The sequence below is a fragment of the Flavobacterium sp. 9 genome (assembly GCF_002754195.1).
Lineage (GTDB): Bacteria > Bacteroidota > Bacteroidia > Flavobacteriales > Flavobacteriaceae > Flavobacterium.
In genome coordinates, this window is sequence record NZ_PEEU01000001.1 from 3,867,471 (window position 1) to 3,879,425 (window position 11,955).

The following is an 11,955-nucleotide window of genomic DNA, read 5'->3' on the forward strand; positions in this document are numbered from 1 at the left end:
GATTAAGGTAAATATTTGGCAGTAAATTTTGTAGTAATAAAACCTCCGGCAATTGGTAAAATTTTAGAAGGATCTTTCGCAACATCTAAACCTGTAGAAGTATTTATGACATCATCACCAGCAAAATCGCTTGAATTTGGATTAATTAAGCTTCTTATCGCTGAAGCGTGTCTTGCTTCAACTGAAACAATTTTTCCTGCTAATAAAAGATAGTCAGGACTTTTAATCAATTTTCCAGCTCCGTTATAAGCTGCAACTCCAGTATCTTCCAATGCTTTTGCTGTTGCAAGAACATCAGTACGGCTATTAAAATTCAGAGCGCCATAATTAAAAGCTAGTGTAGGAAGTAATTGTGCGCTTGGATTTGGAAGTGCTCCGGATAAGGCAGCTTTAAAAAAGTCTCTGTGAATTACTTCGTGATGATACAAATCAGTTAGGACCTGACGTTCAATATCATTAAAAGTTGTGTTAAAGTTTGAAGAATTTACAACTTTAGTATAAAAGTCGGCTTCTAGTTGTTCAAGAGCATACGCATAAGTTAATACTCCAAAATCTCCAGAGCCTAAATCAAAAATGCCATTTCTAACTCCTGGTAACGACGTGTCTTCGGGAGCGTTATCATTATCATCGTTGTTGCTGCAACCGGCTATTACGAGACCTGCGCCTGCTAATGCTAAGCCGCTGAGCTTTAGAAAGCTCCTTCTGTTATTCAATGAAGGGTCAACCTCATGAATTTTAACTTCGTTTTTCATAATCAAGGTTTTTAAAAAGGTTAATAACATGTATTAAGGTATTAACGATATTTTAAGACATGCGGTTTTGAAAAATCGCACTATTTTAAATTTATTTTAAAAAGACCTTATAAATTCAAATACTGGTAGGTGTTTTTTGTTTTATTTTAGGTAATTCTACTATATTTGTATTAATTACATAAAATTATTTTAAATGAAAGCTAAAGCAACTCTAAAACAAATTGCGAAAGAACTTGGTGTTTCTGTATCGACGGTGTCTAAGGCATTAAACGATAGCCCGGAAATTAGTGAGCAAACGAAGGTGAAGATTAAGGAGTATGCCAAACTCAAAAATTATAAACCCAATGTTATTGGTCTTAATTTGAAGAATCGTAAGACGAAAACAATTGGTGTAATTATACCTAATATATTAAACTCCTTTTTTGCAAAGGTTTTTAGTGGTATCGAAAAAGTAGCCGATAAAAAAGGATATAATGTAATTACTTGTATTTCGAATGAATCTTTAGAAAAAGAAATTCATACACTTGAAATGTTGAGCAACGGAACAATTGACGGATTTATTCTTTCGGTTTCTGAAGAAGCTCAAAAATTACAAGATTACAGCCATTTTTCGGCAATTATTAACGACGGAACGCCAATTGTAATGTTTGATCGTATTGCCGATGAAGTAGAATGTGATAAAGTTGTTGTAGATGATTTTGATTCTGCTTTAAATTCAACACAACATTTAATTGATTTGGGATGTAAAAACATTGCCTTGATTTCTTCGGTAGATAATTTAAGCGTTGGAAAATTAAGAGCTGATGGATATTTGAAAGCTTTGGCTGATAATAATATTCCGGTAAACGAAAAAATTATTCTTCGTACCGATTCAGAAGATGATATGAAGGCTAAAATTGATGCCATTTTCGACAATAAAATTGATGCAATTTTTGCTTTAGACGAAAATGATTCGGTTGCTGCTTTACGCGTAAGCTTGAAAAAAGGATATAAAGTTCCTGAAGATATTTCGATAATTGGTTTTGCTGACGGAATTTTAGCATCAAGACGTTTATCGCCAAGTTTAACAACTGTAAGTCAACACGGAATCGAAATTGGAGAAGTTGCAGCTAAGCAATTAATCAAACGTTTAGAAGAATCTGAAGAAGAAACTTCTGATTACGAAACCATCGTTATCAAAACAAAATTGAAAGAACGAGAATCTACAAGAAAAAAATAAGACTTATAAAAAATCCATTCGCAACAACGAATGGATTTTTTTTATTGTAATGCGTACGGAAATTTTGGATTCTTGTACTTTTTTAATTTTTCAAACGGAACTAAATAAGGTTCTTCGCAAGATCTGGCCGCTCTGTAAAAGATTGGTGTAAATTCTATCCCTTTTTCTGTATAATTCCAAGATGGGAAATCCCAATATTCTTCGTTAGTATAATCACAAGGATCTTCATCGTCATTTTTTGGTTTTTCGAAATGAAACTCTGAGTTAAGTACAGCAAGTAATCTAGGAGCAAAGTAAGTACTTCTATAAGTGGAATAACTTGAGAAATCGCTTTCTTCTTCTGTTGTAGCACTTTTATCGAAAACTAGTATATCATCAATTTTATAGTTTTTTCCATTATTTAAGTCAATTAAAAAACCGCTGCTTCCAAAATCAGGATGAGCGCCTCCGCAGTAATAAGAACTCGAAATCTCAAAGCCTAATAAGTTTGAATTCAAAAAGTTTACAGTTGCGTTTCCTTCTATTCCTTTTCCTTCGCTATATTCAAAAGAAGAAGAACAATTTAATTGATCTAATGTATTTTGAATGTGAATTTTTTCTAAAATCGGATTTATAACAGATTTATTTTTCTCTGAGAAGTTATTTCCTATTCTGAAAAATTCTGAATCACAATGTTTCTCAGAATACCAAACAAATTCTTTGTTGTTATAAACGGTTGTTTTCTGTTTTTTAAATTCTAAAAACTTACACTTTACACGATTTAATTTTTCATCAGAATAGTATTTATCCAGATTTGCTCTGTAATTAGTGAAATCAACGGGATGTAATTGTACCGCAAATTGAGTTCCTTTGGTATTATACCAAGATCCTTCAAAATTATTATTTGCAGATTTTTTCAGATAAAACTTTTCAGTAATTACATCGTTCGGTTTAAAAAAGAAAGTGAAAAGATTACTTTTTAAATTCCCTTCTAACTTAATGTCCTTCAATGAATTTTGATAAAAATAAGTCGCACTTAGACTTGTTTCATTATCAGATTTGTAAACTTCAATTTTCATGAATATTTTACTTTTAGCCAGGTTTCCTTCTAAATAATAGGTTTCCTGACTAAATGTAATTGTTGAGTAAAATATAAATAGGAATAAAAAAACTTTTTTCATTCGTTTGAGTAGCTTTCGTAAAAAAAAATCTAAAATCTAAAATCTTCAATCTAAAATTGTTTAATGCGCCGCTAGCCAGTCTTTACCCATACCAAGTTCAACTTCTAAAGGAACTGCCATTGTAAAAGCATTTTCCATTTCGTGTTTAATCATTGGTTGGATTTTTTCTAATTCGTCATTATGCACATCAAACACAAGCTCATCATGAACCTGAAGTAACATTCTTGATTTCCAGTTTTCTTCTTTTAATTTTTTATGAATGTTGATCATCGCGATTTTAATCACATCGGCAGCACTTCCTTGAATTGGCGCGTTTACAGCATTTCGTTCAGCAGCGCTTCTAACTACAGCATTTGCCGAGTTGATATCTTTTAAATAACGACGACGCCCCAGAATTGTTTGTACATATCCTTTTTCGCGTGCAAACTCAATTTGCTCGTTAATATAAGATCTAAGTCTTGGATATGTTTTGTAATAAGCTTCGATCAAAGCGGCACTTTCGCTACGAGATAATGAAGTTTGATTGCTCAAACCAAAAGCAGAAACACCATATATAATACCAAAATTTACCGTTTTGGCATTGCTTCTTTGTTCGCGGGAAACTTCGTCCAAAGGAACATCAAATACTTTTGCCGCTGTAGCTTTGTGAATGTCTTCTCCGTTTTTGAAAGCGGCAATCATATTTTCTTCTCCGCTTAAAGCGGCAATAATTCTTAATTCTATTTGCGAGTAATCGGCAGAGATTAAAGTATGGTTTTCATCGCGTGCAACAAAAGCTTTACGAATCTGACGACCTCTTTCAGTACGAATTGGAATATTTTGTAAGTTCGGATTATTAGAACTCAAACGTCCAGTTGCAGCAACAGTTTGCATGTAATCTGTATGAACGCGTAATGTTTTCTTGTCAACTTGTTCCGGCAAAGCCAAGATATAAGTGCTTTGTAATTTTACCATTTGACGCCAATCCAGAATTTCTTTTACGATTGGATTATCATTCGCTAAATACGTCAAAACTTCTTCGCCAGTTGCATATTGACCGGTTTTGGTTTTCTTTTGTTTTGCGCCTCCAATTTTAAGTTTATCAAATAAGATATCACCTAATTGTTTTGGAGAAGCAAGATTGAATTTCTCGCCTGCAGTCTCGTATATTTTTTGTTCCAAAGATTTAATCTCAACATCCATTTCTTTAGACATTGCTTTTAGAAATTCAACATCAAGACGAATTCCTTCGGTTTCCATTGCTGCCAAAACACTTACTAACGGAATTTCGATTTCGTCAAATAACTTCTTAGTTTCTGTTTTGTCTAATTCGGTTGTGAAAATTTCTTTTAATTGTAAAGTTACATCAGCATCTTCTGCGGCGTATTCTTTAATGTCTTCAAGAACTACATCGCGCATTGTGATTTGATTTTTTCCTTTTTTACCAATTAATGTTTCAATAGATTTTGGTGAATATTTTAAATAGGTTTCAGCTAAAATATCCATATTATGACGCATATCCGGATTAATCAAATAATGCGCAATCATTGTGTCAAAAAGTTTTCCTTTTACAGTAACACCATAATTAGAAAGGATTTTTAAATCGTATTTTAAATTCTGACCAATTTTTTCGATATTTTCATTCTCAAAAAATGGTTTGAATTTATCCACTAAAACCTGAGCTTCTTCTTGATTTTCCGGAAACGGAACATAAAAAGCTTTTCCTTTTTCATAAGAAAAAGACATTCCTACTAATTCAGCGTGTAAAGCGTCTAAACCAGTTGTTTCAGTATCAAAACAAACAGAAGTTTGGTTTTGTAAATTTTGTAAAAGCAATTTTATTCCTAAATCGCCTTGAATAGCCTGATAGGAATGTGGTGTATTTTCTAAAGTATTATAAAATGAAGTTCTTGCCGTTTCTGGATCTTCTTCTGTAGAACCGCCTCCAAAAAGGTCAAATTGATCTTCATTTTTAGGTTGTGGTTTTTTGTATAATTTTGGATCAGAAGCAGGAGCAGAAGCTGCTAATTCATTTCCTCCGCCAGCTTTAAACAGATTGTCAAATTGTTCTGCCATTCTTCTGAATTCTAATTCTTGAAAAATAGCATCTGTTTTTTCGATATCAGGACGTGTTAACTCATAATCGTTTTCATCAAAAGTTACCGGACAATCCAATAAGATAGTTGCCAGTTTTTTAGACAATAATCCTTTTTCTTTATTGGCTTCGATATTCTCTTTCATTTTTCCTTTTAGCTTATCAGTATTTGCTAAAAGGTTTTCCATAGTTCCATATTCTTTCAGAAGTTTTTTGGCAGTTACTTCACCAACTCCCGGAAGTCCCGGAATATTATCGGCAGCGTCACCCATCATTCCAAGAAAGTCAATTACTTGCTCCGGACGATCGATTTCGAATTTTGCCAAAACTTCAGGAACACCCCAAATTTCAATTCCGTTACCCATACGAGCCGGTTTGTACATAAAGATATTCTCAGAAACTAACTGTGCAAAATCCTTATCGGGAGTTACCATGAAAACTTTGTAATTTTCTTTTTCAGCTTGTTTTGCAATTGTTCCAATCAAATCGTCGGCTTCAAAACCGGCAACTTCAATAATCGGAATGTGCATTGCTTTTAATAATTCACATATGTAAGGAACAGCAATTTTGATAGCTTCTGGTGTAACGTCACGATTTGCCTTGTATTCAGGGAATAATTCGTTACGCAATTGACTTCCGCCTTTATCAAAAGCTACTGCCAAATGATCTGGTTTTTCACGTTTAATAACATCCAAAAGCGAATTCATGAAACCCATGATCGCTGATGTATCCATTCCTTTAGAGTTAATTCGCGGATTTTTTATGAAGGCATAATAACCACGAAAAATTAAAGCGTAAGCATCGAGAAGAAAAAGACGTTTTTGAGTTGACATAAAAAAAATATTAGTCTGTAAAAATAATCAATTGGGTTTTAAAAACGATTCGGTTCTGAAAAATAAACACAAATTTAAAATGAGAATTATTTTCTGTCCTATACGTAGAGACGCACAGCAGTTCGTCTATGGTTTGAAATTGTTTTTCACCATATAAGTTATGTAAGTTCATTTCAGTAGAGACGCACAGCAGTGCGTCTAAGGTTTAGAAGGATTTTATTAGGATTGAATTTTAAATTAATTTGTTTGTATTCTATAAAAGACGTACTGCTGTGCGTCTCTACATGGTAGAAAAACTCTTAAATAGTTAATGTCAAGTTAAAATATTTAAGACGAGGGTTTTCTTCATTTTGTCTTCATATTACAGGGGTAAATTTGATCTGTAAAATAAAAGGTATTAATATAAAAATTTAGAAATCATGAGAAATTTATTGATGTTACTAGTAGCGGTTTTAGGAACAAGTGTTATGGTAAATGCATTTCCTGCAAAAGGTACTAAACCAGCTCAGGCTAAAGAAGTAAAAGCAACTCCTGCAAAAGAAGTTAAAGCTACAAAAGAGCCGAAAAAAAAATCTGAGAAAAAAGCAAAATCAGAAAAAACTGTAGCTCCAAAAGCAGAAGCTACTAAAGCGAAAAAATAAAAAAGAACAAAAGAGCATTAAAAAATAAAAGGCAATTAATTTAAATTTAAAAGTTATGAAAAATCTAGTTATGTTACTCGTGGCAGTTTTAGGAACAAGTGCAATGGTTAGCGCACAAACAACTCCAACTCAGGCAGCTCCTGCAAAAGAGGTTAAAGCAACAAAGCATCACAAACACAATACTGATAAAAAAGCAAAATCAGCAAAAAGTGAGGCTCCAAAAGCAGATGCAACTAATATGAAATAATAGAAATTGTTTTTGTTTTGCTTTCGAAGAATTGTAAAGGAGGCAAAACAGAAGTAATGATTATGGAGAATGCGGTTGAGGAAAGCTGGTAAAGAAATTTATCAGCTTTTTTTTGATTCGTTAATTTTTTAATAATGCGTAACACGGCCTTTTATAATTACTTAAATTTAGTTGCGCTTAAAAGCTGTTTTTATGAATATTTTGATTGTTGAAGATAATAGAGAACTCGCTGTCGAGGTTTACGATTTTTTGTGCAACGTGGGTTATGTGTGCAAAATAGCGCATAATTGCAGTGATGCTCTTGACGAAGTTAGTAGTAACGATTATGATGCAATGTTATTGGATCTTGGTTTGCCTGATGGAGACGGTTTTGAGGTTTTGAAAACGGTTCGGAAAACCAAATCAAAAATGGCAGTAATTGTTCTGACAGCTCGAGGAGAATTAGACGACAGAATAAATGGTTTACATTTGGGAGCAGATGATTATTTGACAAAACCATTTGCTTTGACGGAACTTAGTGCGCGATTATTTGCTGTAATTCGCAGGATTCATGGATTCACGTTAAATAACTTGAGTATTCATGGATTTTTGCTGCAACTTCAGGATTATAAAGTGAGTTATGATGAAATTCCAATAAACCTTACCAAAAAAGAGTTTGATATTTTTCAATATTTAGTTCTGAATAAAAACAGGGTAATTACGAGATTACAATTAACAGAACATATTTGGGGAGATATTCTGGAGGTAAATTCAGACTCTAATTTTATAGATGTTCACGTTCGGAATCTGAGAAAAAAACTGGATAAACATACCGCAATTGATTGGTTTGAGACCGTAAGAAATGTTGGATATCGTATTAATGAATAAATAAAGAACTGTGAAAATAAAACATCAATTAGCCATTTTTAATGCTCTGACACGATTGTTGGTTATTTTGATTTTATGGTTAATGCTGCCTATTTTGGTAGAAAATGTGGTTTATAGACACATCAATAATGGATTGCTGGAAAAGAAGCATAAGTTCATCGAGCATTTGGATAAAAATGAAATTGATGATTTTATCGAAAATCCAGATGATTCAACCGAAACTTACTCACAGTTTTCTACGCTTCACAGTGAGTTTTTAGTGCTTTCGAGATCTCCGATAAAACCCAATCAGAAGAAAGCGGTTTTTAGTAATGATTTCAGGATTATTGAAGGCGAAGAAAATGAATACAGGATTCTACAGTATCATTTTACGTATGAAAATCAAGGATATCAACTCGAAATAGGGAGTAGTCTTAGTGAAGTAAATGATCTTACTTTTATTATTCGGTTTTTTATTATCATTGTTTTTGTGGTTATTCTGTTGATTACCTTTTTGGCAGATACTTTTTATATCGAATTTTTATTGAAGCCTTTTTATAAAATTATCGACACAAAAATTAGGCGTGTAAATGAACCGGAATCTTTTGATCATACACCAATAAAAGCGACATCAAGAGATTTTAGAGAACTGGATTTTGTTTTAAACCAAATGATGGATCGTATTACGGAGCTTTTTAAAAAAGAAAAACAGTTTATTTCGAATGTTTCTCACGAGCTTCTTACGCCAATTGCGCTGCTTAAAAATAAGTTTGAGAATTTACTCCAAAATAGTTCTCTAGACGATAATGCTGTGGATAAAATTGCAGGTTCTCTCAGAACATTAGATATGCTGAAAAAAATCATCAATAACTTATTGTTGATTTCCCGAATTGAAAATAATCAGTATGAAGCAAACGAAGAAATTAACTTTCATGAAATTATTTCAGATCTGCAGGAAGATTTATTAGATCGAATTGATGATCGTGAAATACAGTTTCTGAACAAGATGCAACATAATTATATCTTTACAGGAAATAAAACCTTAATTCATATTCTGATTTATAATTTGGTGACAAATGCCATAAAATACAATAAACCTAAAGGAAGTATTGTGGTGGAAGATGGTTTCCTGGAACATCGTTATTTTATTTCCATTACCGATTCAGGAATTGGAATGACTTCTGCTCAGCTGGAAAATATATTCAACAGATTTGCCAGAATTAGTTCAGATCAGGATGGTCAGGGTTTAGGGCTTGCTATTGCTGAGAGTATTGCCTCTTTTCATCATATTGAAATCAAAGTTACTTCGCAAATAAAAGAAGGAACTACCTTTATGTTATTGCTTCCGGAAGCTGTAAAACACAATTAAAAGTTAATTTTTTATGGTTGGTCCAATCTTCATTTAATCTTCATTTACTGATTATATCTTTGAGGTATAATAAATGAAATAATAACAATCATAAAACTTCAAATCATGAAAAAATTAGTAATGTTAGCAGTAGCTGTTTTAGGAACAACTGCAATGGTAAGCGCTCAAACTACTCCAGCTCAAACAACTCCGGTAAAAGAAGCTAAAGCTCCTAAAAAAGACAAAAAAGCTGATAAAAAAGCTAAAAAAGCAGAAGCTGCTAAACCAGAAGCTGCAAAAGCTCAAAAATAAAACAACATTGGTTTACCCTGTAAACCTGTTGTGGATTATTAAAGGTTTTGAAAAATTTGGTAGAGAAAAAGCTGATGGAGAAATCTATCAGCTTTTTACATTTATTAGAGTTAAATTTTTGATAATAAAAAGCTATAAAATTTTCATTATTTGTTACTTTGCTTAAAACTATAACTAATGATAATTCGTTTTGTAATTCTCTGTGCTCTTTTTTTGTTTATTGAGTTCTATTCTTATCAAGCCATCCGCACTTTAATCAAACTAAGATGGGTTTTGGTTAGCTATCAAATTATAAGTTTACTGCTTTTAATTTTTATCATTTACTCTTTCACGCAATTCGATCGTTCTGTTGGACAAACTAAGCAAACCATGTTTACAATGGGTTTGATGTTATTGGTTTACGTTCCAAAAATTGTAATTACGTTAGTTTTATTAGGTGAAGATGTTTTTAGATTAGGAGCGGGAGCAATTAATTATTTTATAGACAATCCAAGTAATACAAGTGTTTTTCCTTCGAGGAGAAAATTTATTAGTCAAATAGGTTTAGGTTTGGCGGCAGTTCCTTTTTTATCCTTAATTTACGGAATATTTGAAGGAAAATATAATTTTAAAGTCATCAAACAAACGGTTTTCTTTCCTGATTTGCCAGATGCTTTTGATGGTTTTAGAATTACTCAGATTTCAGATGTTCACAGCGGAAGTTTCGATGATCCTGAAAAAATAAATTATGCCATTGATTTGATTAATGAACAAGAGGCGGATATGATTTTGTTTACTGGAGACATTGTAAATACTCATGCCAAAGAAATGCATCCGTGGCTAGATACTTTTAAAAGAATTAAAGATTATAAATACGGGAAATTTTCTGTTTTAGGAAATCACGATTACGGAGAATATGTTACGTGGCCTTCTGAGAAAGAAAAAGACGAAAATTTTAAAGAAATTAAAAGCCTTTATGGTCAAATAGGATTTAACCTTTTGTTGAACGAACATACTTATATTCAAAAAGGAGATGACAAAATTGCATTAATTGGAGTAGAGAATTGGGGACAAAATTTCAAGAAAGCTGGAGATTTAAATAAAGCATCTCAAAATGTGCATCAGGATGATTTTAAGGTATTAATGAGTCATGATCCAAGCCATTGGGAATATGAAATTAAAAATCACCCTAAAAATTTTCATTTAACATTGTCAGGACATACACATGGCATGCAATTTGGAATTGAAATTCCGGGATATTTTAAATGGAGTCTGGCGCAGTACATCTATAAACAATGGGCTGGTCTATATGAAAATGTAGGAAGATATGTTTATGTAAATCGAGGTTTTGGTTTTCATGCTTATCCGGGTCGAGTAGGTATTATGCCTGAAATAACTGTGATTGAACTAAAAAAAGGGAACAATGTGGCTTAATTCGTTAAAAATGCTACATTTGTATATAATTATCTCTTTTTAACAGAATAATAAAGAATTAAATTTTTGGTTTTATGTCAAAATTTGGAGAACTTATAAATGCTCAAGTTCCAGTGTTAATTGATTTTTACACGGATTGGAACGAATCATCTGTATCGATGCATCCTGTTATTAAGGATGTTGCGGCTGCGCTTGGCGATAAAGCTAAGGTGATTAAAATTGATGTGGATAAAAATCAGGAATTAGCAGAAGCGCTTCGTATAAAAGGACTTCCTACTTTAATGATTTATAAAGAAGGGCAAATGATTTGGAGACAATCAGGAGAACTTGATGCAAATACAATTATTGGAATTGTCCAGGAACAATTTAACTTATAGAATAAACTACTTCTTATTTGATATTATTTAGTGAATAATATCAAACTTATATCCATTTTCTTTTAAAAAATGTAAGGTTTTAGGTAACGCAAATTTTAAGTTCTGCGATGCTTTTATGCTGTCATGAAATACAATTACACTTCCTGATTTTACGTTTTTGGTAACGTTTTCAAGACATTTTTCAGGAGTAATGCTTTGGTCAAAATCGGCGCTCAAAACATCCCACATAATTATTTTGTAGCCTAGATTTCTTAGAATTTTAGATTGCGCTTTTTTAATCTTCCCGTAAGGAGGACGAAATATCAGGTTGCATGTTTTTTCTTCTTCTAAAACGGCAGCGCAGTTTTTTACATTTTCAATGTAATCGTTATTGTTGCTTTTCCAGCCATTAACATGATTCATTGTGTGATTTCCTATTGCATGTCCATCTGTTAGTAGTTTTTCAAATAAGGACAAATTAGCTTTAATATTTTTTCCAATACAGAAAAAAGTAGCTTTTGCATCAAACTTTTTCAATTCAGACAAAACCCAATCTGTGACCTCTGGAGTTGGGCCATCATCAAACGTGAGGTATATTTTCTTTTCTTTGTTTGGAATGTCCCAACAATATTTAGAAAATACCCTTTTTATGAATGAATTTGTTTTTACCCAGTAAAAGCTCATTTTGGAAGGATTTAGTTATATGTAAATTTAAAAAATGCAGCGCTATTTATCAAACAGTGCTGCATTTTTT

Annotated in this window: 12 protein-coding genes; 8 read left to right on the forward strand and 4 right to left on the reverse strand. The window is 32.4% G+C overall.

Annotated features, from left to right (window positions below; all coding sequences use genetic code 11):
* Positions 1-2: 2 nt before the first annotated feature.
* Positions 3-752, reverse strand: coding sequence for a ferritin-like domain-containing protein (locus tag CLU81_RS15990; RefSeq protein WP_099710718.1), 750 nt, complete (start codon positions 750-752; stop codon positions 3-5).
* Positions 753-945: 193 nt separating this feature from the next.
* On the opposite strand from CLU81_RS15990, the gene CLU81_RS15995 reads away from it, so the two are divergent.
* Positions 946-1,971 carry a LacI family DNA-binding transcriptional regulator gene (locus CLU81_RS15995; RefSeq protein ID WP_099710719.1) on the forward strand — a complete coding sequence of 342 codons (1,026 nt, stop codon included), beginning with the start codon at positions 946-948 and terminating at the stop codon, positions 1,969-1,971.
* Between the two features lie 41 nt (positions 1,972-2,012).
* On the opposite strand, the gene CLU81_RS16000 is transcribed toward CLU81_RS15995, so the two are convergent.
* Positions 2,013-3,131, reverse strand: coding sequence for a hypothetical protein (locus tag CLU81_RS16000; RefSeq protein WP_099710720.1), 1,119 nt, complete (start codon positions 3,129-3,131; stop codon positions 2,013-2,015).
* 60 nt (positions 3,132-3,191) lie between these two features.
* A complete protein-coding gene (polA, locus tag CLU81_RS16005; RefSeq protein ID WP_099710721.1) occupies positions 3,192-6,038 on the reverse strand; it encodes a DNA polymerase I in 2,847 nt (948 codons plus the stop codon).
* 419 nt (positions 6,039-6,457) lie between these two features.
* Between polA and CLU81_RS16010 the strand changes: the two genes are divergently transcribed.
* The 7 genes from CLU81_RS16010 (at position 6,458) to CLU81_RS16040 (ending at position 11,222) form a co-directional block, all read left to right on the forward strand.
* Positions 6,458-6,679: a hypothetical protein gene (locus CLU81_RS16010; protein WP_099710722.1), complete on the forward strand. Its 222-nt coding sequence runs from the start codon at positions 6,458-6,460 to the stop codon at positions 6,677-6,679.
* 55 nt (positions 6,680-6,734) lie between these two features.
* Positions 6,735-6,926 carry a hypothetical protein gene (locus CLU81_RS16015; protein ID WP_099710723.1) on the forward strand — a complete coding sequence of 64 codons (192 nt, stop codon included), beginning with the start codon at positions 6,735-6,737 and terminating at the stop codon, positions 6,924-6,926.
* A gap of 192 nt (positions 6,927-7,118) precedes the next feature.
* Complete coding sequence (locus tag CLU81_RS16020; RefSeq protein WP_099710724.1) at positions 7,119-7,793, forward strand: response regulator transcription factor; 675 nt, start codon at positions 7,119-7,121, stop codon at positions 7,791-7,793.
* Positions 7,794-7,803: 10 nt separating this feature from the next.
* Positions 7,804-9,141: a cell wall metabolism sensor histidine kinase WalK gene (locus CLU81_RS16025; RefSeq protein ID WP_233209724.1), complete on the forward strand. Its 1,338-nt coding sequence runs from the start codon at positions 7,804-7,806 to the stop codon at positions 9,139-9,141.
* A 105-nt stretch (positions 9,142-9,246) separates the two neighbouring features.
* Complete coding sequence (locus CLU81_RS16030) at positions 9,247-9,432, forward strand: hypothetical protein (RefSeq protein WP_099710726.1); 186 nt, start codon at positions 9,247-9,249, stop codon at positions 9,430-9,432.
* A 177-nt stretch (positions 9,433-9,609) separates the two neighbouring features.
* Positions 9,610-10,845, forward strand: coding sequence for a metallophosphoesterase (locus CLU81_RS16035; RefSeq protein WP_099710727.1), 1,236 nt, complete (start codon positions 9,610-9,612; stop codon positions 10,843-10,845).
* Between the two features lie 74 nt (positions 10,846-10,919).
* Positions 10,920-11,222, forward strand: a complete 303-nt coding sequence (locus tag CLU81_RS16040) for a co-chaperone YbbN (RefSeq protein ID WP_068844990.1) — start codon at positions 10,920-10,922, stop codon at positions 11,220-11,222.
* A gap of 27 nt (positions 11,223-11,249) precedes the next feature.
* On the opposite strand, the gene CLU81_RS16045 is transcribed toward CLU81_RS16040, so the two are convergent.
* Complete coding sequence (locus tag CLU81_RS16045) at positions 11,250-11,885, reverse strand: polysaccharide deacetylase family protein (protein ID WP_099710728.1); 636 nt, start codon at positions 11,883-11,885, stop codon at positions 11,250-11,252.
* Between the last annotated feature and the right edge of the window lie 70 nt (positions 11,886-11,955).

What these genes read in the sequence shown, in the direction of transcription:
- CLU81_RS16030 (WP_099710726.1), top strand. Translation starts at nt 9,247, where the DNA reads ATGAAAAAATTAGTAATGTTAGCAGTAGCTGTTTTAGGAACAACTGCA.
- polA (WP_099710721.1), bottom strand. Translation starts at nt 6,038, where the DNA reads ATGTCAACTCAAAAACGTCTTTTTCTTCTCGATGCTTACGCTTTAATT.
- CLU81_RS16020 (WP_099710724.1), top strand. Translation starts at nt 7,119, where the DNA reads ATGAATATTTTGATTGTTGAAGATAATAGAGAACTCGCTGTCGAGGTT.
- CLU81_RS16010 (WP_099710722.1), top strand. Translation starts at nt 6,458, where the DNA reads ATGAGAAATTTATTGATGTTACTAGTAGCGGTTTTAGGAACAAGTGTT.
- CLU81_RS16000 (WP_099710720.1), bottom strand. Translation starts at nt 3,131, where the DNA reads ATGAAAAAAGTTTTTTTATTCCTATTTATATTTTACTCAACAATTACA.
- CLU81_RS16035 (WP_099710727.1), top strand. Translation starts at nt 9,610, where the DNA reads ATGATAATTCGTTTTGTAATTCTCTGTGCTCTTTTTTTGTTTATTGAG.
- CLU81_RS16040 (WP_068844990.1), top strand. Translation starts at nt 10,920, where the DNA reads ATGTCAAAATTTGGAGAACTTATAAATGCTCAAGTTCCAGTGTTAATT.
- CLU81_RS16015 (WP_099710723.1), top strand. Translation starts at nt 6,735, where the DNA reads ATGAAAAATCTAGTTATGTTACTCGTGGCAGTTTTAGGAACAAGTGCA.
- CLU81_RS16045 (WP_099710728.1), bottom strand. Translation starts at nt 11,885, where the DNA reads ATGAGCTTTTACTGGGTAAAAACAAATTCATTCATAAAAAGGGTATTT.
- CLU81_RS15995 (WP_099710719.1), top strand. Translation starts at nt 946, where the DNA reads ATGAAAGCTAAAGCAACTCTAAAACAAATTGCGAAAGAACTTGGTGTT.
- CLU81_RS15990 (WP_099710718.1), bottom strand. Translation starts at nt 752, where the DNA reads ATGAAAAACGAAGTTAAAATTCATGAGGTTGACCCTTCATTGAATAAC.